Source organism: Sphingobium sp. LSP13-1-1.1, assembly GCF_040676415.1.
Classification (GTDB): Bacteria; Pseudomonadota; Alphaproteobacteria; order Sphingomonadales; family Sphingomonadaceae; genus Sphingobium.
Window position 1 is genome coordinate 453,354 of sequence record NZ_JBEGHU010000001.1, and the last position, 26,667, is coordinate 480,020.

The 26,667-nt window shown below is 62.3% G+C and carries 24 protein-coding genes; 15 read left to right on the plus strand and 9 right to left on the minus strand.

All coding sequences use genetic code 11. The features are described 5' to 3' along the window. Window positions 1–30: 30 nt before the first annotated feature. Both MRBLSP13_RS01900 and MRBLSP13_RS01905 read left to right on the plus strand, forming a co-directional pair. On the plus strand, window positions 31–453 hold the full coding sequence (locus tag MRBLSP13_RS01900) for a DUF983 domain-containing protein (protein WP_363736369.1): 423 nt from the start codon (window positions 31–33) through the stop codon (window positions 451–453). Between the two features lie 47 nt (window positions 454–500). After that, window positions 501–1,883: a PLP-dependent aminotransferase family protein gene (locus MRBLSP13_RS01905; protein ID WP_363736370.1), complete on the plus strand. Its 1,383-nt coding sequence runs from the start codon at window positions 501–503 to the stop codon at window positions 1,881–1,883. Window positions 1,884–2,047: 164 nt separating this feature from the next. Here MRBLSP13_RS01905 and MRBLSP13_RS01910 read toward each other — a convergent pair whose 3' ends face one another. Next, a complete protein-coding gene (locus MRBLSP13_RS01910) occupies window positions 2,048–2,605 on the minus strand; it encodes a TetR/AcrR family transcriptional regulator (protein ID WP_363752316.1) in 558 nt (185 codons plus the stop codon). A gap of 357 nt (window positions 2,606–2,962) precedes the next feature. Between MRBLSP13_RS01910 and MRBLSP13_RS01915 the strand changes: the two genes are divergently transcribed. Both MRBLSP13_RS01915 and MRBLSP13_RS01920 read left to right on the plus strand, forming a co-directional pair. Next, on the plus strand, window positions 2,963–4,138 hold the full coding sequence (locus MRBLSP13_RS01915) for an MFS transporter (protein WP_363752319.1): 1,176 nt from the start codon (window positions 2,963–2,965) through the stop codon (window positions 4,136–4,138). Window positions 4,139–4,163: 25 nt separating this feature from the next. Continuing rightward, window positions 4,164–6,407, plus strand: a complete 2,244-nt coding sequence (locus MRBLSP13_RS01920; protein ID WP_363736374.1) for a TonB-dependent receptor — start codon at window positions 4,164–4,166, stop codon at window positions 6,405–6,407. A gap of 78 nt (window positions 6,408–6,485) precedes the next feature. Here MRBLSP13_RS01920 and MRBLSP13_RS01925 read toward each other — a convergent pair whose 3' ends face one another. Further along, a complete protein-coding gene (locus MRBLSP13_RS01925; protein ID WP_363752322.1) occupies window positions 6,486–7,700 on the minus strand; it encodes an MFS transporter in 1,215 nt (404 codons plus the stop codon). Window positions 7,701–7,830: 130 nt separating this feature from the next. Then, window positions 7,831–8,721 carry an EamA family transporter gene (locus tag MRBLSP13_RS01930; protein WP_363736376.1) on the minus strand — a complete coding sequence of 297 codons (891 nt, stop codon included), beginning with the start codon at window positions 8,719–8,721 and terminating at the stop codon, window positions 7,831–7,833. Window positions 8,722–8,833: 112 nt separating this feature from the next. Between MRBLSP13_RS01930 and MRBLSP13_RS01935 the strand changes: the two genes are divergently transcribed. Next, entirely contained in the window at window positions 8,834–9,313 is a 480-nt protein-coding gene (locus MRBLSP13_RS01935; RefSeq protein WP_133651393.1) for an Lrp/AsnC family transcriptional regulator, read from the plus strand. A gap of 276 nt (window positions 9,314–9,589) precedes the next feature. After that, on the plus strand, window positions 9,590–10,288 hold the full coding sequence (locus MRBLSP13_RS01940; protein WP_363736377.1) for a pirin family protein: 699 nt from the start codon (window positions 9,590–9,592) through the stop codon (window positions 10,286–10,288). A gap of 108 nt (window positions 10,289–10,396) precedes the next feature. Here the strand turns inward: MRBLSP13_RS01940 and MRBLSP13_RS01945 are convergent, their stop codons facing one another. Next, entirely contained in the window at window positions 10,397–10,876 is a 480-nt protein-coding gene (locus tag MRBLSP13_RS01945; protein WP_363752325.1) for a pyridoxamine 5'-phosphate oxidase family protein, read from the minus strand. 212 nt (window positions 10,877–11,088) lie between these two features. Between MRBLSP13_RS01945 and MRBLSP13_RS01950 the strand changes: the two genes are divergently transcribed. Together MRBLSP13_RS01950 and MRBLSP13_RS01955 are read left to right on the plus strand one after the other, a co-directional pair. Then, window positions 11,089–11,604 (plus strand): cupin domain-containing protein, encoded by a 516-nt coding sequence (locus tag MRBLSP13_RS01950; protein ID WP_363736380.1) that lies wholly within the window; start codon window positions 11,089–11,091, stop codon window positions 11,602–11,604. Further along, on the plus strand, window positions 11,601–12,356 hold the full coding sequence (locus tag MRBLSP13_RS01955; RefSeq protein WP_363752328.1) for an SDR family NAD(P)-dependent oxidoreductase: 756 nt from the start codon (window positions 11,601–11,603) through the stop codon (window positions 12,354–12,356). The genes MRBLSP13_RS01950 and MRBLSP13_RS01955 overlap by 4 nt, the downstream gene beginning before the upstream one ends. Before the next feature lie 15 nt (window positions 12,357–12,371). On the opposite strand, the gene MRBLSP13_RS01960 is transcribed toward MRBLSP13_RS01955, so the two are convergent. Next, window positions 12,372–12,545, minus strand: a complete 174-nt coding sequence (locus tag MRBLSP13_RS01960; RefSeq protein ID WP_363752331.1) for a hypothetical protein — start codon at window positions 12,543–12,545, stop codon at window positions 12,372–12,374. 97 nt (window positions 12,546–12,642) lie between these two features. Between MRBLSP13_RS01960 and MRBLSP13_RS01965 the strand changes: the two genes are divergently transcribed. Beyond that, a complete protein-coding gene (locus MRBLSP13_RS01965) occupies window positions 12,643–13,794 on the plus strand; it encodes an alpha/beta hydrolase family protein (RefSeq protein ID WP_363752334.1) in 1,152 nt (383 codons plus the stop codon). A 168-nt stretch (window positions 13,795–13,962) separates the two neighbouring features. Here the strand turns inward: MRBLSP13_RS01965 and MRBLSP13_RS01970 are convergent, their stop codons facing one another. From MRBLSP13_RS01970 to MRBLSP13_RS01985, 4 genes are all read right to left on the minus strand, one after another. Next, window positions 13,963–15,051 (minus strand): VOC family protein, encoded by a 1,089-nt coding sequence (locus tag MRBLSP13_RS01970; protein WP_363736384.1) that lies wholly within the window; start codon window positions 15,049–15,051, stop codon window positions 13,963–13,965. A 122-nt stretch (window positions 15,052–15,173) separates the two neighbouring features. Further along, window positions 15,174–16,184 (minus strand): LysR family transcriptional regulator, encoded by a 1,011-nt coding sequence (locus MRBLSP13_RS01975; protein WP_363736385.1) that lies wholly within the window; start codon window positions 16,182–16,184, stop codon window positions 15,174–15,176. A gap of 12 nt (window positions 16,185–16,196) precedes the next feature. Further along, window positions 16,197–17,114 (minus strand): NAD-dependent epimerase/dehydratase family protein, encoded by a 918-nt coding sequence (locus MRBLSP13_RS01980; RefSeq protein ID WP_363736387.1) that lies wholly within the window; start codon window positions 17,112–17,114, stop codon window positions 16,197–16,199. Between the two features lie 12 nt (window positions 17,115–17,126). After that, entirely contained in the window at window positions 17,127–19,574 is a 2,448-nt protein-coding gene (locus tag MRBLSP13_RS01985; protein ID WP_363752337.1) for a TonB-dependent receptor, read from the minus strand. Between the two features lie 262 nt (window positions 19,575–19,836). Between MRBLSP13_RS01985 and MRBLSP13_RS01990 the strand changes: the two genes are divergently transcribed. The 6 genes from MRBLSP13_RS01990 to MRBLSP13_RS02015 all read left to right on the plus strand — a co-directional run bounded on the left by MRBLSP13_RS01990 (window position 19,837) and on the right by MRBLSP13_RS02015 (window position 26,624). Then, window positions 19,837–20,550 (plus strand): SDR family NAD(P)-dependent oxidoreductase, encoded by a 714-nt coding sequence (locus tag MRBLSP13_RS01990; RefSeq protein ID WP_363736389.1) that lies wholly within the window; start codon window positions 19,837–19,839, stop codon window positions 20,548–20,550. Window positions 20,551–20,692: 142 nt separating this feature from the next. After that, complete coding sequence (locus tag MRBLSP13_RS01995; RefSeq protein WP_363736390.1) at window positions 20,693–21,832, plus strand: FAD-dependent monooxygenase; 1,140 nt, start codon at window positions 20,693–20,695, stop codon at window positions 21,830–21,832. A 229-nt stretch (window positions 21,833–22,061) separates the two neighbouring features. Continuing rightward, window positions 22,062–22,772 (plus strand): Crp/Fnr family transcriptional regulator, encoded by a 711-nt coding sequence (locus tag MRBLSP13_RS02000; RefSeq protein ID WP_363752339.1) that lies wholly within the window; start codon window positions 22,062–22,064, stop codon window positions 22,770–22,772. Window positions 22,773–22,829: 57 nt separating this feature from the next. After that, window positions 22,830–23,027 carry a hypothetical protein gene (locus tag MRBLSP13_RS02005; RefSeq protein WP_363752342.1) on the plus strand — a complete coding sequence of 66 codons (198 nt, stop codon included), beginning with the start codon at window positions 22,830–22,832 and terminating at the stop codon, window positions 23,025–23,027. A 103-nt stretch (window positions 23,028–23,130) separates the two neighbouring features. Next, window positions 23,131–24,621: an ATPase domain-containing protein gene (locus MRBLSP13_RS02010; protein WP_363752345.1), complete on the plus strand. Its 1,491-nt coding sequence runs from the start codon at window positions 23,131–23,133 to the stop codon at window positions 24,619–24,621. Further along, the gene (locus MRBLSP13_RS02015; RefSeq protein WP_363752348.1) at window positions 24,618–26,624 is read left to right on the plus strand and encodes a hybrid sensor histidine kinase/response regulator; all 2,007 of its coding nucleotides are present in this window, start codon (window positions 24,618–24,620) and stop codon (window positions 26,622–26,624) included. The genes MRBLSP13_RS02010 and MRBLSP13_RS02015 overlap by 4 nt, the downstream gene beginning before the upstream one ends. The last annotated feature ends 43 nt before the right edge of the window (window positions 26,625–26,667 follow it).

The window sequence follows — 26,667 nt, forward strand, 5'->3', positions numbered from 1 at the left end:
GCATCAGCAATGACGATTCGGAACAGACCCATGACCAACGGTAGCGACAAATTCCAATGGATCCTCAGCAAAGGGTGGCATGGCGACTGCCCGCGCTGCGGCGAGGGGCGGATGTTCGCATCCTGGCTCAAGATCGCGCAGACCTGCGACCGCTGCGGCCTGGACTATCGATTCGCCAGTCCGGACGACGGCCCGGCCTTTTTCTCGCTCTGCATCATCGCCTTTCCGCTCACCTTCATGGTGGTGTGGTTGCAGGTCGCCTTCACGCCACCATGGTGGGTCCATATGTTGGTCTCGGCTCCACTCATGATCCTGGGTTGCCTGCTGCCTTTACGACCGATCAAAGGCTGGCTTGTCGCGTCGCAATATGTGAACAGGGCACAGGAAGCGGGCACGGAAAAGGTCTGGGCGCATCTCTATGGCAACGGCTCCGGCAAGGCCTTTGACGATTGATGGCCTTTTGTCTGGATTGTGAAGGCATGCAGTTCAAGGATTGATCCATGCAAAACTGGATGCCCGACATAGATGGAGTGGCAGGGCCGAAATATCTCGCGATTGCCCATGCAATGATGCTGGATATCAAGGCAGGCAGGCTGACCGCGGGCGTGCGCCTGCCCCCGCAACGCGTCCTTGCCGATGCGCTGGACATTGACCTGACGACCGTGACCCGCGCCTATGGTGAAGCGCAGCGACTGGGCCTTATCGAAAGCGATGGCCGTCGCGGCAGCTTCGTACGGGAACAAAGGGTCGAAACACCGAAATATGCGCTCGCCAGGCTGGGCGACGCGGGTATGAACGCACCGCCCGAACAGGCTGGCAGCCTGCTGTCGAGAGAATATAGGCGCACCGCCGAAGCCTTGCTCGGCGATCATGAGTCACTTTCCCTCTCCTATCCGCCGCGAGGCGGAATGCCGGCTACGCGAGAAGCCGGCGCCCAATTGCTGCAGAAGCGCGGCATACCCTGCCTGGACGACACTGTGCTGGTCACAGCCGGCGGCCAACATGCGCTCCACGCGATATTCAGCGCCGAGTTGCGGGCAGGAGACGTGCTGGCAGTGGCCGGCAATGTCTATCCGGGAGTGCTCGCGCTCGCTCGCCGCTTCGACATCCGGCTGGTCGCGATCGGCTCGGACAGCGAAGGCATTGATCCCGATGCGCTCGACGCCCTTTGCCGGACCGCCGAGCTCAGGGGAGTCTATGTCGTTCCGACCAACGACAATCCGACAACGGCGACGATGTCGGTAAGCCGTCGCAAGGCGATCGCCGCCGTTGCGCGACGCCATGGGCTGATCGTGATCGAGGATGACGCCTATGGCCTGTTGCCGAAAGACCCGCTGCCACCCATCGCTTCCTTTGCACCAGAGCAGAGCTGGCACATTGCGAGCACGTCCAAGATCCTGTCCCCGGGTCTTCGCGTCGCCTGGCTTTGCGCGCCCGGCGTGGCCGATGCCTGGCGGCTGGCGGCCGATGTCCATGACACCGCCATCATGGCCCCGCCGCTCAATGCCGCAATAGTGGCGAGATGGGTCGGGGACGGCCTGTTCGAGCGCCTTGTCGCCGAAATTCGCAGCGAGGCTGCCGCAAGGCAACTTCTCGTACGGAAATGGCTCCATGAAGGCAGCTTCCGGGCCCATGAAACAGGCTATCATCTTTGGGTGCCGCTTCCTGCCGACATCAATGGCGCCGCGGTGATGGAAGCGTTGCGACCGCATGGGCTATCGGTCGTGGGCGGCGAGGCCTTTGCCGTCGATAGGTCGGCGGCGGCCCCGGCACTGCGCATCTCGATCGGTGGAGCGCTGACGCGGGATCGGCTTGAAAAGGGCATCCGGCTGCTGGCCGCCCTGATCGGACCGGAAGCCTCGGCACGCATTCCATTGGTTTGAGGGATGGGCGTTTGGCGTGACGCCGCAACAAGCGCCCTGGTTCCGCTCTGTCGCCGACGGGCATGACCCGCCTCATCGCCGCCATGTTGTGGATCAGCCCGGTTCATCCCATCGGGAAGCAATGGACGAAAGATCAGGCGTCGACCGCATTCACCCGAGCGTCTTCAAGCATATTGCATCAATGAGCGCGCGAAAGTTCGCGAAGTAATGTCTACATCCAGATACCAGGTGCCGTCGGCCGAACTGGATGCGAATTGTTCCACCTGAATTATCAGGAGATGGGCCGCCGCGCGACGTTCTTCCCGTTCCTCGCGATTGCTGATCGCAAGGTCCAGTCGACGGAAATTCTGCCCCAGGATCTCCGCATATTTATCGCGAGCCCTGACGAACCGCCGCATCAGATCAGGATCCAGTGCGACAGCCAGACGCATGAGCCGGACGATACCGGCTTGCTCCTGGCTCGTTTCGCCCACTTTTCTGAACCACAGGGCAACTTGCTCCACATCGGGCCGGCCGAGTTGCGCCAGATCATGGAAATGGCGCATCCTGCGTTCGATATGGTCATCGGCCAGCGCAGCAAGCAAGGCGATCTTGTTCTCAAAATAGGTGTAGAAGCTGGCGCGGCTGATCCGGGCCGCACCCAGCAGATCCTCGACACTTGTCTGGAGGAACCCGCGCTCGACAAACAGGCGCGTCGCCGCCATGACAAGGCGAGTTCGCACGTCCCCCTGCGATTGTCCTCGCGGCCCGCTTGCCCGCCGACGCGCCGCCGCAGTGCTGACAACCGGCGCACCACAGGTCGATTCTGCCGCCAATGTCATCCTACGCCCATATCCTACGCCCATGTGATGTTTTGACGATTATGGCCGCAAGCCGCCCCGACTGGCAAGCTTGTCATTGACCACCATACAAGTTGTATGGAATCTCGCCCGGCAACCCAAGGCCATAAAATACAAGGGCTGCGCGGGAGGAGCAGGATCGTGACAAGGCGCCCATCTTCATATGGGACGACCAGCCAAAGCGCTGGGGGGTCCGCCGGCATATATCGTGGCTGGGCCGTCGTCGCACTTTGCTTCGCCATGCTGATGCTGGGCGCCGGGCCTGTCTATTATGCCTACGGCAATTACGCCCTGGCTTTCGCCCAAAGCTTCAACGCGGATCGGGCCACCATCAACATCGGCTACACGATGGTGCTGCTGCTGGGCAATCTCGGCTCGGCCCCCGTGGGGATGATGGCCGAGCGTTGGCCGATCAAGGGCGTTGCGCTTTTGGGCGTGCTGGGCACCGCCGCCGGTTTCGCACTGGTGTCGACCGCGTCCTCGATCCTGCAGGTCCTGCTGGTGTTCAGCACGCTTATCGCCCTGGCGGACATCTGCATCGGTACCGTGGTCACGAACATCCTGGTGTCGCACTGGTTCGAAAGACGTCGCGGCCTGGCGATCGGCCTCTCCGTGATCGGGACCGCAGTTGCCGCCGTCATCTTTCCACCACTGACGGACATTCTGTTTTCGCGCTTCGGCTGGCGCGCGACTTTCCTGATCTACGCGGTCCTGATGCTGGTGTTGATACCGCCGATCTGGTTCCTGGCGCGACTGCCCGACAACATAGCCGAGCATGAGCGGCTTCCCCTCGCCCTTCGCCGGCCCGGCGGCCCGCCCATCAGCCTTAGTGAAATGTTCCGTTCCCCTGCCTTCTGGATCGTCACGCTGACGATCGGGGCCATGATCGGGGCCAATACGGGGACCATGGTTTCGATCGTCGCCTTTGCCGTATCGCGCGGCTTCAGCAGCCTGGAAGGTTCAGCCCTGCTGTCCGTGATCGGCGCAACGTCGGTGGCGGGAAAGCTGGTATTCGGCATTGCCGCTGACAGATTGTCGCCCGTCATTGCGCTGCGCATCGGCCTGGCTCTCATGGCATCCGGTCTGATCGTCCTTGCGACCGGCCTGCTCTACCCGATGCTGCTCGGGGGCGCGATGCTGTTCGGCTTTGGCCTTGGCGCGATGCTGCCAGTCTGGGGCGGGATCGTCGCGAAGATCTTTGGCCTGGGCAGCTATGGACGCGCACTGGGATGGACGCGCGCGGCGATGGCCCCCATCAGCATGGTCTGCCCGATATTCGCCGGACTGATTTCCGATGCGACGGGTGACTATGCGCCGGTATGGATGATGTTCGCCGCGCTGCTGGCGCTGTCCTTCGCCTTGACTTTCGCGGCGCCGGGTTGGTGGCGCCCAGGGCATGCATCCACCGAAATATAATCTGAACATCAAAAAGGGGAGGAAGATGATGAAGATATCGGCATCCATATTACTGCAGGCTGCGAGCGGGATCGCCTTGTCCGCCGCGACGCCGGCCTGGGCGCAAAATCAACCCATTTCAGCCGCTCAGGCGCCTGACGGTTCGGAAGACATAGTGGTGACGGCCCGCCGGAAGGAGGAGCGGCTGATCGACGTCCCGGTGGCCGTGACCGCCAAAAGCGGCGACGCTCTGCGCGCGGAAGGGGTGCAGACGCTGCTGGATCTTGGGCGTGTCGCCCCATCGCTTACTGTCTCCCAGTCGCCGCGCGGGTCCAACACGCCCAGCTTTACCATGCGCGGTCAACGCGTGATCGACACCTCGCTGGTGCTGGATCCCGTGGTCGTCAATTATTTCAACGAGGTCCCCTTCATGCGGCCTCAGGGTTTGAATGCGGCGCTGTTCGACATCCAGTCGGTGCAGGTGCTGCGCGGGCCGCAGGGAACGCTGTTCGGCCGAAATACAACGGGCGGTGCGGTGCTGGTGACGACCGTCCAGCCCAGCAATGCAATGGAAGGCAATTTCGAAACAACGATGGGCAATCTGGGGCTGCTCGACGCCAAGGGTGCTTTCAACATCCCGCTTGCCGAGGGCGCCGCGCTCCGTATCGCCGGGACGATCCGCACGCGCGACGGGTTCATGCACGATCGGCAGACCGGATTTGATGCCAATAGCCAGAACTACAAGGCGGTGCGGGCCACGCTGAAGCTGGAACCTGCGGCAGGCGTTACCAGCACCTTCTACGCCAATTATTTCCAGTCCAAGGATCATGGCACGGCCAACGTCATCTATGCCGTCAATCCTGCCATTGCGTCGCTGGCCCCCGTTCTCCCGACGCTGAATGCGCAGGTGGCGGCAAACAAGGCGGATCCGTGGAGCTTCAACAATAATGACGCCCCGCTGGAAACCGCCAAAACCTATGACTTCTCCAACATCTCGACCATCAATCTATCCGATTCCCTGACTCTCAAGAATGTTGCAGGGTATCGGAAGATCAATACCTTCTCGAAATGGGATATTGACGGATCATCCCTGTTTCTGCTGCGGTTCAAGGGTGAATCGCACATTCGGCAATTTAGCGATGAATTGCAGTTGCAGGGCAACAGCCGCGCCTTCGACTGGATTGTCGGCTTGTTCTATTTCAACGAGAAAGGCAGCGACATCGCCACCAGCAATCTTCCATCTGCGCCGACCGTCGATCGCCCATCCGGTGTCTATGCGAAGAATATCAGCTACTCGGCCTTTGCGTCGGGCACATACCGCTTTGGCGAAACGGGGCTTTCGCTCAACCTCGGCCTTCGCTACACCCATGACAAGAAAGCCAGCGACGGCCTGCAGATGACCGGCAGCAACTGCACTTTCAGGCTGCTCGACGGGACGGTCATCGCACCCCCTTGCCTGTTCCATCAGGAAGTTTCGTTCAACGAACCGAGCTGGCTTGCCAGTCTCAACTACAAGTTCAACGACGAACTGATGATCTATGCCGCGCACCGTCACGGTTATCGCGCCGGCGGATTGCAGTCCCGCGCCACTACGGAGGCAGCGGCGATCCCCTATGACCCTGAGAAGGTCAACGACGTCGAACTTGGCCTGAAGTTGGACACCGATCTGGGCGGCGGAGCAAAGCTGCGGTTCAACGTGGCGGCTTATGAGGCCTGGTACAAGGATATCCAGCGACAGGTCAGCTTCGTTTCGCCGACCAGCGGCACATTGGTGTCCTCCATCTTCAATGCGGCGCGGTCCCGCATCCGTGGTGTGGAAGTAGAGGCGACGCTCCAGCCGGTGACGGGTCTCAGCTTGTCGGGTAGTTTCAGCTATACCGACCCGAAATATAAGAGCTTCATCAATAATGGCGTCGACGTCGCGGCCATCACGCCCTTCGGTTATATTCCCAAATATACGGCGAACGCCCAGGTCAGCTATACCTTGCCAGCCGATGACAAGGGCGGCGAAATTGTCGGTACGGCGGGATACAGATATCAAAGCCGCTATTATTCAGCGGATGTTGTCGTACCCGTGGGAGGCTATATCAATGGGTGGGATCTGGTCAATCTACGCCTGGATTACAATAATATCGGCGGCAGCGGGATCGGCCTGTCGGCCTATGTCAACAATCTGTTCAACAAGGCCTATTTCGCCTACGCGACCAACCTGACGGCTTCCAGCGGATATGCCACGGGCCTTCGCGGTGATCCGCGCATGTATGGGGTTTCCGCACGGTTCGAATTCTGAGGTCCGATCGCGAGTGGAGGCTTCGCTTGATACCGGCCTTCACTCGCGAGCACTTCGGATCATGCGTGGTGCCGCAAGTCAGGACGAAACCGGCTCCGCCACCTGCCGGCGAGCCAGCACCATTCCGAACGCGATGCCGGCCCCGATCAACCCGACAAGCGCGCCGAACAGCAGGAACACGCCGCCCAGACCAGCCACGGATCGCAGCCATGCCGCCAGTAACGGAAAGGCCAGTTGCGCGCCGAACATCACGCCATTGGCGAGGCCGATGGCCTGTGCGGCGAGATGAGGCGGACTGAATGCGACAGCCGAGGCGCTGACATTGGGCGCCATGAGCGCAACCATCGCGCTGTTGGCGACGACAGCGACAGTGAACAGCATCATGTTGGTGCTGATGCCGGCCAAGACCAGCCCGGCCCCCATCGCAAGCATGGCGACCGCCCATAGGCCGCGAATGCCCAGCACGGCGTGCATCCGGCCATAGAGGGCCGATGCGCAGACGGCGGCGATCGAACCACATGTCGCCGGGACGGCGAACAACCGGGTATCGCTGATCCCCAGTTGCACCAGATAGAGCGGCGCATAGATCGGCCCGATCAACATGCCCATGCCCGCCATGGCCGCCAGGACGAGAAGGCCGATCATCGCCGCATTGAGCAGACCGCGATCCCGCGCCGCGTCCAGCCGGATGGCCGCGTCCTGCGGCGCCGCCATGCCGAGCGTCCGGGGCAATGTCATCGCCAGGGGCACGGCCGCCAGAGCCATAAGGTTCACCAGAAAGGCCGGTTGCCACCCGAAATGCCCGATCGCGCCGATCAACGGGAACAGGATGATCGCCGTCGCCCCGCCGACCACGGAAAACAAGCCGAACAGCCGCATCTTCAGACCCTCCGGCAAGGCGCCGATGCCGGCCAATGCACTGGTGAAGACTCCGGACAAGGCAAAGCCGAGCACGAGACGGGCGGCCAATATGCTCCAGAGATCCTGCAGCAACGCCGGGGCGGTGCCTGCAACGGCAAACAGCAACAGGGCGGGCAAGAGAACACGCCGACAGCCAAGGCGCGCGATCAGTGCGCCTGCTATCGGCGCGCCTATGGCGAAGGCGAAGCCGGCCAGCGTCCCGACCAGTTCGGTCAACAGCTTCACATTGGGCGTGTCGATGAACGCGCGCTCAATCTGCGGCAGCACCAGGCCGGGCGAAAACAGGCCGATGGTTGGAAACAGGCCGCAGGCCAGCAAAGCCGCCACCCCTATCTTTGGCAGCACGGCGCCTTCATTCCTCTCGCCCATCATCGGTTCTCCCCGGCATCATGGCCGTTTGGGGCAATGGGGTTCCAGAAAGACGTCGGCCGGTCAATCCAACCGCCCCTTCGCGCCAAAACACCATGTGTGTGATGGACCTTCGCGGCCGATCCGCAGGGTATCAGGGCTGTTCCATCACCTCACCCGATCGGCCGGTGACGGCAGTGCCGATGGAAGCGCAGATGATGAGGCCGATCGCCATCCATTGGGACAGCGTCAGTACCTCGCCCAGCAGGACCAGCGCCATGATGGCGCCGACGGCGGGCTCGGCGCTCATCAAAATACCGAATGTGTTGGCGGGTAGCCGGGGTAGCGCGACCATCTCCAGCGAATAGGGAATGGCGCTGGAGACGATGCCCACGGCTACGCCAAGCAGAAGCACCTCCGGCCTCAACAGCGCAGAGCCGGCATGGACCAGCCCGACCGGGGCGACCAGCAAGGCTGCAACGATCATGCCTCCGGCCGAGGCCGCCGCGCCATGGATGCGCCCGGCATGCCGCCCGATCAATATATAGCCGGCCCAGCATGCCCCGGCCAGAAGCGCCAGAGCGATACCACGCCCGTCCATCCGGGACGATGCGCCCCATAGCGGCAGCAGGCTGGCCAGGCCCGCCACCGCAAGACTGATCCAGAGAAAGTCCAGCTTCCGCCGCGAGGTGAGCAAGGCCACGGCCAGGGGGCCTGTGAATTCGATCGCTATGGCAAGGCCCAGCGGAATATGGGCCAGGGCATTGTAGAAGGACAGATTCATGACGCCCAGCACCACGCCATAAGCCAGCAGGGGGCGCCAACCCGCGCGCCAGTCCAGCCGCCACGGCCTGAACACCAGCGAAAGGATGACCGCACCCACGATGAGGCGCAGCGTCGTCGCGCCTTCGGGCCCGACCAGCGGAAACAGCCGCTTGGCCAAGGAGGCGCCGCAGGTCACCGACAGAAGGGATAGAGAAAGCGCTCCCAGCGCGACGGGATCGACGCGCGCGGTGGTGGGCCGCAGCGCAGCAACACAGGACATGCAGCACTCGAAATTTGTGGACGATTGCCAGCCTGCTAGCGCAAGGGGCCGGATAAGTGCGTTCTTTTTTGTCCCTTTTTCGATAAAATTTATCGCATATCCTGCACGAGCGATGAAAAATGATCCCCTTGATTCGTTCGACAGGAAGCTGATCGAATTGTTGCAGGCCGATGCGCAGCGGCCGGTCTCCGCACTGGCGGAATCCGTCGGCCTGTCGCCTCCCGCCTGTTACCGGCGCATACGCCGCCTTCGCGCAATCGGCATCATCGAACGCGAGGTCGCCATCGTACGCCCGCGAAATCTGGGCTGGCCCCTGTCGATGATCGTCCTCGTCTCGCTGGAACGCGAAAGCGCGCGCACGATGAACGAGATGATGGAGATATTTCGCAACGAGCCTGAGATACTGGAGGCCTGGAACGTCACGGGGGATCATGACTTTGCGCTACGTATCGTGGCCCGCGACATGGAGGGCTATGACAATCTCGCGCAGCGCCTGTTCGCCGCCAATGATGGCATCCGCACGTTCAAGACGCTGGTGATCATTCGCGAGGTCAAGCCGCTCAGCCCGGTCCCGGTCAAGGGACCGTCGTGATCCGGCCAATGTCGGTTACCGCACCGGCCCGCAAATGACGCCGGAGGAGGTGATGGCGTTCGTGCAGGCGGAAAATCACGCCCCCTCATCCTGAAGCGCCGGCCGCGATGGCTGGATTTCAATCCGGATCGCCAACGCAGGAGCATGATCAAATCTTCCATTTTCTCGAATGGTTCGATGCAATTTATCCCACTGAACGGGAAAGCCGGTCCGCTGTAAAGAGATGTTCAACAGGGCGAGGCCATTTCCGGCCCCCACCCGATCAGGAGACAAGACATGATCGAACTGCGTCCTTTCGACAGCCTCGGCAGCGCCAATCACGGCTGGCTGAACGCCAAGCACCATTTTTCCTTCGCCGACTATCATGATCCGGCCCGCATGCACTGGGGCAATCTGCGCGTCTGGAACGACGACACCATCGCCCCCCAGACCGGCTTTCCGCCGCATCCGCACCGCGACATGGAAATCATCACCTATGTCCGGGAAGGCGCGATCACGCATCAGGACAGCCTTGGCAACAAGGGCCGCACCGAAGCGGGCGACGTGCAGGTGATGAGCGCCGGTACGGGCATCCGTCATTCGGAATATAATCTGGAGGATGTGACGACCCGGATTTTCCAGATCTGGATCATGCCCACCCGCAACGGCGAAGCGCCGAGTTGGGGCGCCCGGCCCTTTCCCAAGGGCGATCGCACCGGTCAGTTCGTCACGCTGGCTTCAGGCTATGACAATGATCATGACGCCCTTCCGATCCGCACGGATGCGCGGGTGGTTGCCGCGACGCTGAAGGCCGGGGAGAGCGCGGATTATCCCATCGGTCGTGATCGCAAGGCTTATCTGGTGCCGGCGACCGGCGCGATCCAGATCGACGATGTCCGGATCAACGCCCGCGACGGCGCGGCCATCAGCGATATGGACGTCATCCGCGTCACCGCCATCGAGGACAGCGAGATTGTCCTGGTGGACGCAGCATGAGGGCAGCATGAAGGAAAGGAGGGCCGCGACACCACCGTCGCGTCCCTCCTTCGAGCGCGTCGGGAGAACCGCCCTGCCGAATATCGCCACGGCCCGCCGGTGCGAAATTCAGGTCGCTGTCGTCTCGACGCGGGCGTGGCTGCCCTCCTCGCTCGGGCGGATCTTGCCGCCGAACAGCATCTTCAGCTTTCCGGTCAGCGACACATCCGCTTCCCACAGCTCAGCCTCGTCAATGTCAAAACGCAACAGGGCAAGATTGGGATCGGACTTGCCGCCGGGGAACCAGGCTTCCGCCGTCGTCGACCACAGCTTGTCGATCATCGCCGGGTCATTGTCGATACGCGCGCGTCCAGCAAGGCAGGCGAAGAAATCGTGCCCCTTGGACACGAACTGGCCCATGGCCGCGCCGCCGCCGGCAAGACGGTTATCCTTGCCGATGAAGAACCAGAGCGTGTCCACCTGATCCCTGTCCAACTGAACGGTGAGCGGCTCGCTATGCTGCCCGCCGCCCGTCAGGCCCATCATCATGAACGGGCTGTCCGACATGCGGGCCCACAGATGTTCCTTCAGCTTCTGCGCATCGGTCATGATCATCTCCTGATTATGGAACCCACTATACGAACGGGACGCGCGAAGGGTCCGATGCGCCAGGCCGGACGCAAGGAGGCCGTTGTCGGCTGAGGTTGCCGACGTGCAGGTCAAATCGAATTTATGGAGGCCGACTATCCATATATTGGCTTTGACCATCACGGTCCACCTGCCCCATCGCTTGCCGCATGGCACAAGGAAGAGAAGCCCCGATGACTGAATTGAGCGACTCCGGCCTGCCCCTGGTGCAACGCGTCGTCACGGGCCATGATGCGCAGGGGCGCGCCATCTTCAAGTCCGAGGACATGACCCCGACGCGGATGATTCCATCGGGCGACGCAGCCTTCCTCCTGCTCTGGACGACCGAAACAGTCCCGGCCGACAATAATGACGAGACGGACGGCCGCGAACGCGATGCTGGCCTGACATTGAACAGGGGGTCGGTGATCCGCATCGTCGACATGCTGCCCGGAAAGCAGTCCCCCATGCATCGCACCAACAGCATCGACTATGGCATCGTCATGTCGGGCGAGGTCGAGCTGGAACTGGATGACGGCCGGAAAACGCGCATAGGCGAAGGTGGCATCATCATCCAGCGCGGGACCAATCATCTTTGGCGCAACGTTTCGGACAAGCCGTGCCGGATCGCCTTCGTCCTGATCGAGGCGCCCGCCTATCTTCATGACGGCCGGCCTTTGCCGGAAGACAAGCCGGAAGCGGCGCATTGAACCTCTTCGACCTGCACGGCAAGGTCGCGATCATCACCGGGTCAACGCGCGGCATTGGCTTGGCGATAGCCCGGGCCCTTCAGGATCAAGGCGCGCAGGTAGTGATCTCCAGCGAAAATGCTGACGATTGCGACCGTGTCGGCCGGGAGATGGGCACGCTGGCCATTCCCGCCGATGTCACCGATGCAAGGCAGCTTGAGAAGCTGGTCCATGGCACGGCCGATCATCATGGCGGAATCGACATTCTGGTCTGCAACGCCGGGATCACGGGTCGCCCCGGCCCTTTCGCCACGGTCGACATGGACGATTTCGACCAGGTCATGGCGATAAACCTGCGGAGCCAGGTGACGCTGTGCAACCTTGCCTTGCCTCATATTGCGGCGCGGGGCGGCGGCAGCACCATCCTTATTTCCAGCCTCTCGAGCCTGCGCGGTAACAGCGCCATCAACGCCTATGCGCTCGCCAAGGCGGGTGTGGCGCAACTGGCCCGCAATCTTGCGGTCGAGTGGGGGCCGCGCAACGTACGCGTCAACGCAATCTCACCGGGCTTCATCCGCACCGAATTGTCGGCGCCGCTGCTGGCCGACGCTGCCTTCGTGCAGCGGCGCATGGCCATGACCCCGCTGCGCCGACCGGGGGAAGTTCATGAGGTTGCCGGGGCAGCCCTTTTCCTGGCTTCGGCCGCCGGCGCTTTCGTCACCGGACAGAATCTGGTGGTGGATGGCGGGACATTGATCAGCGACGGAACATGATGCTGAACACCACCGTCATGCAGCCTGCGTGCACAGGACAAAGGCATTTGGTCGATAGCCTGCCATCGATATAATGCGATGGTCGCGCGCCGTGACCTGTTGCAAGGGCAGCATGATTGCAAACAACCGCGCGGGGAGATTCATGGCGATCTGGCGAAGCGGCCGATGCTGCCGCAGCTCAGTGAACATGCCGCCCGATCACCAGGATTACCGGCGTTGTCATGCCGGATGACCGGAACCGCCATCCTAGCCCCCGCCGTCTGAGCACAGCACAGGACTTATCGCAATGTTCGAACCCTTTCCCGGAAATTACATCTGGAACCTTGGCATCAACCTTGCCCTGATCGCCGGGGGCAATCACGGCGAACTGGACGAAGTATGCCGTCCCGTGCGGGAGGCGGCAAAGGCCGGGGCCGATGCCGGATCGTCCCAACTTTTCGACAGTTGGATCGTCGTGGCCGATCAGGTTGCGCGCAATGCCGAAAGGGACGAGGCCGAGGGCTTCCTGCTTTCCGCAGGGGCCAAATATCTGCGCGCGTCCGGCTATTATCTTGGCGCCGAGCGCCTGCAGAGCCGCGATTATGCCCCACGCTGGGCAGCCTATAACAAGGGCCTTGAGCTCTATCACAGGGGCAGCGCGCTCAGCGGCCTGCATGTCGACAAGGTCGAAATCCCCTATGAGGGAACAAGCTATCCGGCGATCTTCGTGCACGATGGATCGGGCACGCCACGTCCGGCGCTGGTTTCGGTCAATGGCCTGGACTCCATGAAAGAGCAGGTCAATATGGCTGGCCACGGCGCGGTCAATCTCGCACGCGGAATGAACACCTTGTTCGTGGACCAGCCGGGCACAGGCGAGGCGATCCGCAAGCGGAATCTGGCCGCCGTCTACGATGCCGAACGCTGGGGCAGCCCCGCCTTCGACTATCTGCTGACCCGCGACGATGTGATCCATTCAAGGATCGGCATTTTCGGCCTGTCCTTCGGCGGTTATCACGCGCCGCGCATCGCCGCCAACGACCCACGCTATGCCCTGTGCGCGGTCATGGGCGCGAACCATGTCTGGGGCCAGCGCCAGCGCGAGCGCGTCGCCAATGAGGGCGAGAACCCGGTGCCGCATTATTGGGATCATGTGATGTGGGTATTCGGCATCGATGATCGCGATGCCTTCCTGGAATATGCCGACCAGATCACGCTGGACGGGCAGGTTGCGAAGATCAAGGTTCCGTTCCTGATCACCCATGGCGAAAACGACCGGCAGATTCCGGCCTACAATGCTGAGATGAGCTACGATCAGGCGGTGAACAGCCCCAAGCGAACATTGCGGATATTCACCAAGGATGATTTCGAGGTGGAGCATTGCGGCGCCGACAACGGCACCGGCATGCGCGACTATATCGCCGACTGGTGTGCACAGACTTTCGCCGAGATGCGCTAGGGCATTTTCCAACTTGACCGTTTACGGTCAACGGCTCGGAAAATGCGGCATCAAAAGACGGGAGCTATTTCCTGGCTCGGTACCGATTGCCGGTCAGGACAAGCGGATTGAGGTCCACAAGCAGGAGGGCAACGGCGGCGCTGATCGCCGCTGTTGCCCTCCTGCCATTCAGATCGCGTGCTCGTCATCGGCCGTGAGGCGGGAGAGATCCCCCTCGATTGGCTGCTTGCCCTGCCGTGCACGGCGAAACGGTTCGAAGCTGCTGCGATCGGCGTCGAAGGTCATGTCCCAGGGAATGTTGTCGCCGCGGAAAATGGCCGGCGCATTATGCGACCACAGCAGCGAACCGAACTTGAAGTCCCACGCCCGCGGTACCCAGCTATCGTCCAGATAGTCGGTGTCGGCATGATATTCAGCCTCGCCCGCATGGCCGGGCATCTCGCAATAATAATAGATGGCGCTGGAAATCCGATGGCGCGAAATGCCGCCGGAAGTGTTCATCGTGGTGTTCTTCCAGCCCTTGTTGTCCATGATGTTGGCGCCCAGCATGACCTCGTCAATGTCGTCGCAGCCGAAGGCGATGTGCATGAACCTGAAATGATCCGGCGCGATCGGCAGGTCGCAATTGACCCAGAAGATCGAGTGATGCTCGAACGTGCCGCCCGCGCGCGCAAAGATGCCAGTCCCCTTCGAATGGTCGACATAGCGGAAGCCCAGGTGCCGTTCGTAGAATTCAAAGCTTCCCACATAGTCCGGGCTGAAGAACACGACATGGTTGATGGTCTTTGGGATCGCGCGTTTGCGCCATATACGGTGCTGGTTGAAGCGCGGCCAGTTGGAGGGCGTGTTGACGGGACTCGCCTCCGATACCACGGGGCGCTTGTCCCACAGGCGCAGCGCGATCGGCTGGCCGTCGGGACAGACGCAACGGACCGTGCCGTCCGGATCGCACGTGACCGTCACCTCGTTGGCAAGGCTTGCCGCGATCCGGTCGAGATTCTCGGCCGTGTCCACTCCCCACACGGTCTCCTTCACGCCATCGCCGGGGAACGGGTCAGGTGACGGCAACCGCTCATCGCCATGCTGCAACAGGATGATGCGGCTGCCCGACTGCAGCCGGAACACGGTCTCGCTTTCGCTTGCCGATTCCAATGGCAGGCCGAAATCGGTCCAGAAGCGGGTGTGTTCGGCAAGATCGGCGACACCGAAGACGACGGCTTCGACGCCTAGCACCGCGGGGGTAAGATGATGGGACATGGTTTCTCCCGAATTTGTTTCAGGACATATTCATGCCCAAGCAGAGGCAAGTCCGGAAACGCAAGTTTCCGGACCCAAGCTATCGACGTTACAGATGGATCAGCGCGGAAGTCCGTACGGGCTTAACGCTGGGGGTGGTTCATGCGGTATTCGGCCTCGATCTCGTTGAGATCAATCTCATTGACGGCATTGAGGGTCACGACATTGCCCTCCGGCGCCGGCACCTCTCGCATTGCCGCGGCCTGAAGCCGCTCGGTAACCCAGCGCAGGGCGCGGTCGTTGCTGTTTGCGATGTTCCACTGCACGCTTTCGCGGATCGGTGGGATGGCAAATGGGATTTCGCGCATGACCAGCGGCCTCGACCGCACGACGATATCCGCCATGCGCCGATGCATCGTCGCGATGCGGTTGGTGCCGACGATCAGGCCGGGCAGCGAGAGGAAAGTGGGCGCGATCACCTCGATACGGCGCTGCTGCTTCTGGCGACGCACGAACCAGTCCTCAAATGCCGGAACCCGTTGTTTGCCGAAGCGGGGCGAAACATGGCCAAGCCGGAAATAGAGATCGCGCGTCATCGGTTCGTTCATCGCCGGATTGCTGCGATCACCGACCACGACATAATCGTCCTCGAACAATAGCTGGCTGGGATGGTCGGGCGAAATGGCATAGTCGATCGTCAGCAGCAGATCGACATAGCCCCGCTCGATCGCCTCGATCGGACTGTCGTTCATCGGCTGAATTTCGAAACGCATCTGTGGCGCTTCCTTCTCCAGCTCGGCCAGAGCGCCGGCCAACAGCACCTCGGTCGAATAATCCGAGGCCATGATGCGGATCATGCGGTCCGTCGTCATCGGGTCGAAGGGCGGCGCGACCGCAACCGTGGTCCGGATCTGTTCCAGCACGGCGCGAACGGGGTCGATCAACTCCTCCGCGCGGGCCGTCAGGATCATGTTGCGTCCCTTGACCACCAGCAGTTCGTCGCCGAAATATTCGCGCAATCGCCCAAGCGCGCTGGACGTGGCCGACTGCGACAGGCACAGGCGATCTGCCGCCAGGCTGACGCTGCGCTCGGTCAGCAACGCGTCGAGCGCCACCAGCAGGTTGAGGTCGAGCCGTCCGAATCGCATCGCCATCTCCAATCGCCCTCAGATCGTTGCGAGGGCGTTGGAGACAAGTGTAGCAAGGTCTCCGTCATGCGCAAAGCCGGCGCGTTCGGCCGCAGGCGTGGCGAGCGGCGGCTGCGCGGCAAAAGCCGCTTCAAGTGCCGCGTCCGGCGCATAGCGCACAAGGTCCGGCGACACGGCGCATTGCCGCGCGATTTCCGCGACAAGGTCCGCCATGCTGATGCGCAGAGCAGGCAGCGTTACGGCGCGGGTCGGCGGCATCAGCCTGGAATCCAGCGTCAGCGCATGAAGGAAGTTGCGCGCGCATTGCCGCACCGACTGCGCCCAGATGCTGCCAGCGGCGGAAACGGGACAGGTAAACCCCTCCCCCGCCCGCAGCGCATGGAACAGGTCCGACATGAAGGCCGACTTCATGCCCGACGGTCCCTTTGGCCGGGCGAGAATACCGGGCAGTCGCACGGTCACCCCATCGATCAGGCCTCGATTGGAAAACATGGCCACGGCATGTTCCATCATCGCCTTATGCCCGCCATAGATCATCCTGGGTGAAAGCGGCGTGGCATCATCGACCTGGGCTGGCAGCGGATCGCCGAACACCGCGATCGAGCTGGCATAGACCACGCGAAGACCGGGCTTCAGCGCCGAAGCCTCGACCAGCAGGTCGTACATCGCGTCGACATTGATGCGGCGCGAAGCGGACGGGTCGGCCTCCGCCGCGCCGCCCGGCACCGTGGCCAGGTGGATCAGCGCGTCGCAGCCGGTGCCGAGCGCTTCGGCCCGAACCGCAGGATCGGCAAGATCCCCCTCAACGGCACGGATGCCGGCGGGAATCCCCCCGGCATCCGTGTCGATCCCGACAAGCGCGTGACCGGCGCCCACCAGCAGGCGGCCAAGTTCCCGCCCGACAAATCCGCCGGCCCCGGTCAGCAGGATATTCACGTCGGCATGCCCCTAGAAATTGCCGGAAAGACGCAGGCCGTAGGTGCGCGGTGCCGAGAAGTGGCCGACCGCCATGCCCAGAGGGGACGCCTGCGGAGCGAGGTTGCGGCGCTTGTCCTCGAGATTGCGGACATATGCCGTCAGCGACCATCCACCGCTGGGATCACGCAGGGTCAGCGCTGCATCCGTCGTCCAGTAGGCGGGAATATTCTCGAACGCGAGATATTCAAATCCTCCCCACTGGCGGTCGCGCCATGCCGTATCGACATTGGCGACCAGTTCCAGTTTTTCGCCCAGCGGCACGATCTGTTCCGCGCCAAGATTGACCGTCCATTTGGGCGAGAACAGTAGAGGGTTGCCCGAACAGTTGAAGTCCTTGACCGGCGCGCCGCCGGCCGTGCCGCCGGTGAAGGTGTACGGGCAATTGAAGTTGTCACGCGGCGCGGCAGTGTAGAGGTGAAGGTCATCATATCTGCTATCGAGATACTGTACCTTGGCATCAAGTGTGGTGCGACCCGTCGGCTTTATGAGTAGATCCACGTCGAAGCCCTTGATCGTGGCCCGACCGGCATTTTCGTTCGAATTGATCAGCGTGCCCGAAGTATCGACGGTGAAATAGGTGATCTGCTGATCACGATATTTCCAGATGAAGCCTTCGAGGTTGAGCTGGACGTGATTGTCAAAGAACCTGTTCTTCGAACCGATCGTGTAGGCGGTGATGAACTCCGGCTTGTAGCTGGTCTTGCTTTCCGTCATCTGCAGGCCGCCGGCACGGTAGCCGCTCTCGACCGTTGCATAGAGCAGATTCTGTGGGCTGAGGTCGAACTCGGCCGAACCCTTCCAGGTCACGCGCGAGAAACCCTTGCTGTCCACCACTGGATTGTAGGTCTTCAAAATGGCGCCCGCGCCCGTCAGCAACGGGAAGACCTGATAGCCCGCCTGATCCGTGCTGCCCGACGCGATCCAGTTGTTGGTCCTCAGCCAGTTTATCGTATCCGTGGTGTTCAGGAAGTTCGGATAATAGGGCATGTTGCCGGGCGTGGCGCAGCCGATGCCGAAGGAGGCAGGCGGCGTCACCAACGCCGGGGGCGGACCGCCGCAGAAGGTGATGAAGTTGTTGATCAGGCCATTGATCGACTTCTTGTCATGCGTATAGCGCGCGCCGCCGATCAACCGGAAGCGGTCTGATATATTGGCGGTCAGCTGGCCAAATCCGGCATAGCTGTCGGTCTTGTGCCGATAATTGACGATCGGGAGAACGAACTCCTGATTATACTGGTTGTTGGCATCGATCTTCTCATTGAAGAAGAACCCGCCCACCACATAGTCGAACATGCCGGTCTTGCCGGCGAGCCGCGCCTCCAGGCTGGTCTGGCGGATTTTTTCGTTCGTCATCGCCGTATTGAAGGCAGGACCGTAGAACAGCGAGTGGTCCTCACTCTCGCGATAGGCGGGGATGATCGTGACCTTGCCGATGCCAGTCGTCCAGTTGAGCTCTGCATTCACGCCCCAATAGGTGCTGTCCTGCCGCTGGTCGCTGTTCATCGCGCTGAGGAAGGCAAATGCCGGGGCGCCAAGATTCTGGTTGCGGAAGGCATTGGCGGCGGGCGTATTGAACCCTTCGCTGGCATCCAGACCCGACGGGAAGAAGGCATAGCCGCCCGCGCCGTCGGGCGCATAGCCGCCGACATAGGATCCGCCCACGCCCCTGCCGCCCAGATGCGTATAATCCGCACCGATGCGAAGCGAGAGATCGTTGGAAGGCTCGATGAGGAATTGCGCGCGCAGCGATCCGCGGCGCAGGTCATCGGTTCCATCGCGATTGTAACCGTCGCGCACCGCATAAGCCGCGCCCAGGCGCAGCGCGCTGATATCGCTGACGCCAAGGTTCACATAGGCATCGGCATCGACCGCATCGTAGTTGCCAGCGCTCACGTTGAACCCGGCGCCATTGCGGCCTATGACCGGCCGGTTCGGGATGATGTTCACCGCGCCGCCGGTGGCATTGCGGCCATAGAGAATGCCTTGCGGCCCCTTGAGCACCTCGACCCGCGCAAGATCATAGAAGGCCGCGCCGAAAACGCCGGCGCCGCGACCCAGCACCACGCCGTCATAGCTTGGCGTCACTGCCGGATCATTATAGCTGCTGGTCGTGACATTGCCGACGCCGCGAATGAAGATGGACGAGATGTTGCCGCCCGGCGATGGCAAGGAGATTGCCGGAACAGCCTTGGTGATGTCGGTCGCGCTGGCGATGCCGCGCTGGGCCAGATCGTCGCCCGAGACCGCGTCGATCGCCAGAGCGGCCTTCTGCAGCGATTCTTCCTTGCGCTGCGCGGTGACAATGATCTCGCTGATGCCGCCATTGTCCGATGCCGCCGATTGCGCCTCCTGGGCGAATGCGGGCGAAGCAAGGGCGATCGCCGTCATTGCCGTGGTGATAAGAAATGCTGTGCGCATAAGGATTCCCCTCCCCTTTCACGATATTTTGCTTGGAGACGGGATAGAGGCTTTCAGGCCGAAACTCCCGCCATTTGTATCAATGCATTCCTATCCATGGTTCGAATGTATGCGCCGCGACGGCACGGCGAAGGTTGCACGAACCTTGCGCATGGATGGTTTTCCATCGACAATTCGAATTTTCCCCCGGAGCTGCAGCCTATTAGGCTACCCAGATGGTATCAGGGCGTCACGGGCGCGGAACAGATCGAGGGAGAGGACATTGGCAAACCGTCTGGCAGGCAAGGTGGCCGTGGTCACGGGCGCCGGCAACGGCATCGGCAAGGGTTGCGCGGAAATCTTCGCCGCGGAAGGCGCGACGGTGATCGGCGTCGATCTTAAAGATGCCGATCGCGCCTGCAACCTTCTCGACGAAGCGGCAACCAACGCGCTGTTCGCCGATATCGGGTCGGAATTCGGCAAGGTAGACATCCTCCTCAACGCGGCGGCCTTTGCCGTCTTCGCCTGGATCGAGGACCTGACCTATGCAGACTGGAGGAAGACGCTCGACGCCGAACTGGACATCGTCTTTCTTCCCACCCGTGCGGCCTGGCCATGGCTCAAGGCCAGCGGGGCGGCGAGCGTGATCAACTTCGCCAGCGCAAATGCGTGGAAGGCGCTCGAAGGCTCGCCCGCCCTCGCCCATTGCGCCGGCAAGGGCGGAGTCCTGGCCATGACGCGCCAGTTGGCGATGGAAGGCGCCCCACACAACATCCGCGCCAACACCATCGCCCCCGGTTTTATCCGGACCGAAGCAACCGGGCGCCATCTCGACGCGCATCCCGAATTCCTCGACATCGTGCTGTCCAAGAACATGCTCAAGTTGATCGGAGAGCCCTCCGACATCGGCTGGTGCGCCACCTGGCTTGCCAGCAACGAGGCGCGCTACGTCACCGGGGCCGACTTTTCGGTCGATGCCGGGGCGACCGCCTGGTAGGATTGGACGCGGGTCATTTGCCGACCGTGGCGGAGAAGGGTGCCCTTGCACCTTCAACCTCCCTCTCGCACCGTTCGCGTGGATGGGTTCCTATCCATTGTTCCAATTTGCCTGTTGCCCATGCTCCGTTCATGCAGAGGGCATGACTGAAGCGGCAATCAAAAGCATCGCAACGGCGCTTGTCGTGGGCGGGGGTATCGGCGGAATGGCAAGCGCGATCAGCCTTGCCGAACGCGGCGTGAAGGCAGAGCTGATCGATCTGGATCCCGACTGGCGCGTCTATGGCGCGGGGATCACGATCACCGGCCCCACTTTGCGCGCCTACAAGCGCCTCGGCCTGCTCGACCAGATCAAGCAGAAGGGAGCGATCACCAGCAAGACGCGCCTGTTCCGCTATGACGGAACGCATATCCTCGATCTCGACGAACCAGTGATCGAGGAAGGGCTGCCCGCGACCGGCGGTATCATGCGTCCGGTGCTGCACCAGATCATGCAAAAGCGCGTGGGTGAGCTTGGCATCCCGGTCCGCCTCGGGCTGACGGTGACGGCGCTTGAGAACGACGGCAGTGGGGTCAATGTCCGCTTCTCCGACGGGAGCGAGGGCCGCTATGATCTGGTCGTGGGCGCGGACAGCATATTTTCCGCCGTGCGAGACATCGCCTTCCCGCACATGGGACCGGCGAAGATGACCGGCCAGGGGTGCTGGCGCATTTCGATCCGCAAACCACCCGAACTGCAGATGGGCGAATTCTTCCTTGGCCACGCCAATCCCTGCGGCATCACGGCCTGCGCGCCCGACCGCGTCTACATGTGGATGCTGACGCCCCATATGGAGCGGGACAGGTTCATGGACAAAGAGGAACTGTTCGTGACGCTCACCGGCCTGCTGCATGATTTCGGCGGCAATGCAGGGTGGATCCGCGACAACATGACCAGCGACGACTGGATCAACTACCGCCCGCTCGCCGCTGCATTGCAGCCCAGGGACTGGTTCAGCGGCCGCATTGTGCTGGTGGGGGACGCTGTCCACGCCACCACGCCGCACCTTGCATCGGGAGCGGGCATGGCGGTGGAGAGCGGCATCGTCCTGGCCGAGGAACTGGCGCGGACCGACGATGTCGAAACCGCACTCCACGCCTATCAGGAACGGCGGTTCGATCGTTGCCGCGATGTGATCGAAACCAGCATCGCCCTGGGCAAGCTGCAACTTGAACATGGCGATCCCCAGGTTCACGCGCAGATGCTCGAAGGCGCGCTGAAGCGGCTCAACGAGCCTTTTTAGAGCATTTTCAAGTTGACCCTTTACGGTCGACGGTTCGGAAAATGCGGCATCAAAGGACCAGAGCGTTTCCGCTCATAGTGAAAACGCTCTAGCGCCTTCTTCCCTCACCGATAGCGGTACGCCGCGGCGCGCTGCTAGAGCGAGCCATTGTTCGCAAGAGAAGAAGCTGGCCGCCGACATTGGCTGCTGTTAAGTCTTGAGGCCGACCTCATGCCTTGGGACATGCCGGATGATCTTCGCCGACTTCCTTCGCAATCGTCGCCGCGAGCAGTTATCGGACCAGGATCTCGCGGCGCTGGAGGCCAGCGTGAGCCAGGTCCGGAAAACCCATGCGCGACAGATCATTGCCCAGGCCGGCGAGCCGATCTCCTGCAGCACCTATCTGATGGACGGCTTCATCTGCCGCTATATGGACGACAGGAATGGCCTGCGCCAACTCGTCGCCGTCCATGTACCCGGCGATTTCGTCGACCTGCATGGCTATCCGCTCAGGCGGCTCGACCATGATGTCGCGACACTCGGCGCCTGCAGGATCGCTCTGGTGCCGCATGAAACACTCGACCGCCTGCTGCCCGAACGGCCCAATCTGACCAAGCTTTTGTGGTTCAGCACCCTGCTGGACGCAGCCATGCACAGGGAGTGGATATTCCGCCTTGGCAGGCTCGACGCCGTGGCGCGGATCGGCCATTTCTTCTGCGAGATGGAAGCGAAGCTGCGCGCGGTGGGCCTGAGCGACGGGTGCCGGTTCACCCTGCCGCTGACGCAGGCCGATCTGGGCGAGGCCTGCGGCATGACATCGGTGCACATCAACCGGATGCTGCGCGAATTGAGGGAACGAAAACTGCTCCAGATGCAACGCGGCAAGGTCACGATCTTCGATCTCGCCGCGCTGCGGCGGCTTTGCGATTATGATCCATCCTATCTGTTCATAGGCGGTTGAGGGAACAACATCCGCCTGCGAAGCGTCCTGAACTGCCGAACAGGAAGAGGATGGTGCATGCCCCGCGACGGCGTATTTGATGAATCCGGCAAGGCCTATGCCGAGGAAGGACAGGTGATGCTGGACGGCCCTGACGGGGTCGCGATCAGCATGACGCCCGACGCCGCGGACGAGACGGGGCATGAACTTATTCGCGCAGCATCGGAGGCGCGAGAGCAGATCGGCGAGATGGAGAGCGGCACGCCCGGCGGATGAGAGGATTCGGACGGATCGACTTGATCGAAATCAATCTGCAACGCATTCAGGGCCGCCGCGTCCCGTGATAATCGCCGATGCTCCTGATCTGAAAGGAGATGACGTGAAGACCCATTCGACCGAACAGGCTCTTTCCGGCGTGGATGGCTTTGACGACATCCTTTCGGGCGGACTGACCCGCGGGCGCGTCTTCCTGCTGGAAGGCAGTCCAGGTACGGGCAAGACCACCATCGCGATGCAGTTCCTGATCGAAGGCGCGCGGCATGGCGAACGTTGCCTTTACATCACCTTGTCCGAAACAGAGGATGAAATGCGCGACAGCGCCGCATCCCACGGCTGGACGCTGGAAGGGGTGGACCTGTTCGAGCTGGTGCCGCCCGAAAGCCTGCTGGATGAACAGCAGCGGCAAAGCCTGCTCTATTCATCGGACCTGGAACTGGGCGAAACGACCCGCCGGATCTTCGAAGCGTTCGAACGGATCCGACCCGACCGCGTCGTGCTGGACAGCCTGTCGGAAATCCGGCTGCTGGCGCAAAGCTCGCTGCGCTACCGCCGCCAGATCCTCGCGCTCAAGCATTTCTTCTCCAAGCAGAATGCGACCGTGCTGATGCTGGACGACCTGACGGCGGAGGTTTCCGACAAGACCGTGCACAGCGTCGCCCATGGCGTCATCCGGCTGGAGGAACTGTCCCCCGGCTATGGCCCGGAACGCCGTCGGTTGCGCGTCATCAAATATCGCGGTCGGCATTTTCGCGGCGGCTTCCATGATTTCGTCATTGCGCAGGGCGGCGTCCGCGTCTTTCCCCGGCTGGTGTCGGCTGAGCACAAGACCAGCTTCCGCCGGGACATGTTGAAAAGCGATTCCGGCGAGCTCGATGCCCTGCTGGGCGGCGGGATAGAACGCGGTTCGAGCGTACTCGTCCTCGGCCCGGCGGGCACGGGCAAGTCGCTGCTCGCCCTCACCTTCGTCACGGCAGCGGTCGCGCGGGGGGAAAAGGCGGCGATGTTCGTCTTCGACGAGGAGCTGAGCCTGCTCTTCGACCGCGCGCTCGGCCTTGGCATCGACATGCGGTCCATGGTCGAAAGCGGCGACCTGATCGTCGAGCAGGTGGACGCGGCTGAACTGTCCCCCGGCGAATTCTCCCAACGCGTGCGCAATTGCGTGGAACGACATGGGGTGATGACCGTCGTCCTCGACAGCCTGAACGGCTATCAGTCCGCCATGCCGGAGGAAAATGCGCTCGTGCTGCACATGCACGAGCTGCTGCAATATCTCAACCGGCAGGGGGCGACGACCTTCCTGACGGTCGCGCAGCACGGGCTGGTGGGCGACATGAAGACGCCAGTCGATGTCACCTATCTGGCCGACACGGTCATCCTGCTGCGCTATTTCGAAGCGCTGGGACGTGTGCGCCGCGCCATGTCGATCATCAAGAAGCGCACCGGGTCGCATGAGGACACGATCCGCGAATTTCGCATCGGCTCCTACGGCATCCGTCTGGGCGAACCGCTGGTGGGCTTTCAGGGCGTGCTGCGCGGGGTTCCGCATTTCGTCGGCAGTGCGCCCGCGCTGCTGGAAGACGACAAGGCGTGATACCGCATCTGTCCGAACGGGCGCTCATTCTCGCTCCGGTCGGGCGTGACGCCGACATTGCGGCCTCGGTGCTGGCCGAGGCGGGATTGCGGACCCAGATCTGCCAGGATCTTTGCGCATTGTTGAGCGGCATCGACAATGGCGCCGGCTTCGCGCTGGTGACGGAGGAGGCGTTGCACAATCGCGACCTGCATCCCCTGGTCGGCTGGTTGCAGAACCAGCCCAAATGGTCGGATTTCCCGTTCATCCTGCTGACCCGCCGCGGCGGCGGGCTGGAGCGCAACCCATCGGCGGCGCGCTATCTGGAGGTGCTGGGCAACGTCAATTTCCTGGAGAGACCCTTTCACCCCACCACGCTGATCAGCCTTGCCCGATCGGCATTGCGCGGCCGGCGCCGGCAATATGATGCCCGTGCGCGGCTGGAGGAACTGCATCGCGGCGCGGAGAAATATCGTTCCCTCTTCAATTCGATCGAAGCGGGCTTCTGCATCATAGAGATGATCTTCGACGAGGCGGGAAAGCCCGTCGACTATCTCTTTATCGAAACCAATCCCGCCTTTGCGCGCCAGACCGGCCTAAACGACGCGGTGGGCAAGAGGATGCGCTCGCTGGTGCCCGATCACGAACAGCATTGGTTCGACATTTACGGCCGGGTCGCCCGCACCGGAGAGGCCGTACGTTTCGAGGACGGGGCGGACGCGTTAGGGGGCTATTGGTACGATGTCTACGCATTCCGCGTGGGCGACCCCAAGGCACCCGTTGTCGCCGTGCTGTTCAACGACATCACCGAACGGCGCCGCATGGAGGCCGCCGTGCGGCGGAGCGAAGAGCGGTTGCGCGCGCTCAACGAGACATTGGAAGAGCGCGTGCAGCAGCGCTCGCATGAGCTGGAACTGGCGCAGGAGGCACTGCGCCAGTCGCAGAAGCTGGAATCCATGGGCCAGCTTACCGGCGGAGTCGCCCATGACTTCAACAATCTGTTGACGCCGATCGTGGGCAGCCTCGACCTGCTCCACCGGCGAGGACTGGGCACGGAGCGGGAGCGGCGACTGATCGAGGGGGCGCTGCAATCGGCCGACCGGGCGAAGATGCTGGTGCAAAGGCTGCTGGCCTTCGCGCGCCGGCAGCCTTTGCAGCCCACCGCCATCGACATAGGCGAGCTGGTGCGGGACATGCGCGACCTGATCGTCAGCACGTCCGGCCCGCGCGTGCAGGTCGAACTGGCGGTGGCGGACGATCTGCCGGCGGCCCATGCCGACGCCAACCAGATCGAGATGGCTTTGCTGAATCTTACGGTGAATGCGCGCGACGCCATGCCCGATGGGGGGCAGCTTCGCATAGAGGTAAGCTGCGACAGCATCGCCGCCGACAGCCGCTTCAGGGAAGGAAGATATGTCAGGCTGTCGGTGAAGGATACGGGCGTCGGCATGGATCAGCGGACCGCCGAAAAGGCGATCGAACCCTTTTTCACGACCAAGGGCGTGGGCCAGGGGACCGGCCTTGGCCTGTCGATGGTGCACGGCCTCGCCGCGCAGCTGGGCGGCGGCCTGACCATCGACAGCACCGTTGGCCAGGGCACGACGGTCAGCCTGTGGCTGCCGACCAGCGAGAGCGCGGCGACCAGGAATATCGCCGGTCCCGACGTCGATCCGGTCAAGCTCGATCATGGGACCGCTCTGGTGGTCGATGACGAGGATCTGGTGCGCGCAAGCACCGTGCACATGCTGCGCGAACTGGGCTATGACGTGCTCGAGGCGAGTTCGGCCGAACATGCGCTGGCGATCATGAAGACCGATACGGACATCGACATACTGGTCACCGACCATCTGATGCCGGGCACCACCGGCACCGACCTTATCGAACAGGCGCGAGCGCTGAAGCCCGAAATCCGCGCCCTGCTGATTTCGGGCTATGCGGAGAATGCCGGCATCTCACCAGGGCTGCCGCGGCTGACCAAGCCCTTCAGGCAGGTTGATCTGGCCCGGAGCCTCGCCACCCTGTGAAGACCCCGTGGCAGGGAGGAACGATCACGGGGCTGGAGCGGCG

Coding starts and splice junctions, on each gene's coding strand:
- MRBLSP13_RS01930 (WP_363736376.1), bottom strand. CDS start 8,721: ATGTCCTGTGTTGCTGCGCTGCGGCCCACCACCGCGCGCGTCGATCCC.
- MRBLSP13_RS02000 (WP_363752339.1), top strand. CDS start 22,062: ATGATCTTCGCCGACTTCCTTCGCAATCGTCGCCGCGAGCAGTTATCG.
- MRBLSP13_RS01940 (WP_363736377.1), top strand. CDS start 9,590: ATGATCGAACTGCGTCCTTTCGACAGCCTCGGCAGCGCCAATCACGGC.
- MRBLSP13_RS01900 (WP_363736369.1), top strand. CDS start 31: ATGACCAACGGTAGCGACAAATTCCAATGGATCCTCAGCAAAGGGTGG.
- MRBLSP13_RS01995 (WP_363736390.1), top strand. CDS start 20,693: ATGACTGAAGCGGCAATCAAAAGCATCGCAACGGCGCTTGTCGTGGGC.
- MRBLSP13_RS01920 (WP_363736374.1), top strand. CDS start 4,164: ATGATGAAGATATCGGCATCCATATTACTGCAGGCTGCGAGCGGGATC.
- MRBLSP13_RS01985 (WP_363752337.1), bottom strand. CDS start 19,574: ATGCGCACAGCATTTCTTATCACCACGGCAATGACGGCGATCGCCCTT.
- MRBLSP13_RS01960 (WP_363752331.1), bottom strand. CDS start 12,545: ATGTTCACTGAGCTGCGGCAGCATCGGCCGCTTCGCCAGATCGCCATG.
- MRBLSP13_RS01965 (WP_363752334.1), top strand. CDS start 12,643: ATGTTCGAACCCTTTCCCGGAAATTACATCTGGAACCTTGGCATCAAC.
- MRBLSP13_RS01915 (WP_363752319.1), top strand. CDS start 2,963: ATGCTGATGCTGGGCGCCGGGCCTGTCTATTATGCCTACGGCAATTAC.
- MRBLSP13_RS01925 (WP_363752322.1), bottom strand. CDS start 7,700: ATGATGGGCGAGAGGAATGAAGGCGCCGTGCTGCCAAAGATAGGGGTG.
- MRBLSP13_RS01905 (WP_363736370.1), top strand. CDS start 501: ATGCAAAACTGGATGCCCGACATAGATGGAGTGGCAGGGCCGAAATAT.
- MRBLSP13_RS01970 (WP_363736384.1), bottom strand. CDS start 15,051: ATGTCCCATCATCTTACCCCCGCGGTGCTAGGCGTCGAAGCCGTCGTC.
- MRBLSP13_RS02005 (WP_363752342.1), top strand. CDS start 22,830: ATGCCCCGCGACGGCGTATTTGATGAATCCGGCAAGGCCTATGCCGAG.
- MRBLSP13_RS01935 (WP_133651393.1), top strand. CDS start 8,834: ATGAAAAATGATCCCCTTGATTCGTTCGACAGGAAGCTGATCGAATTG.
- MRBLSP13_RS01975 (WP_363736385.1), bottom strand. CDS start 16,184: ATGGCGATGCGATTCGGACGGCTCGACCTCAACCTGCTGGTGGCGCTC.
- MRBLSP13_RS01950 (WP_363736380.1), top strand. CDS start 11,089: ATGACTGAATTGAGCGACTCCGGCCTGCCCCTGGTGCAACGCGTCGTC.
- MRBLSP13_RS01945 (WP_363752325.1), bottom strand. CDS start 10,876: ATGACCGATGCGCAGAAGCTGAAGGAACATCTGTGGGCCCGCATGTCG.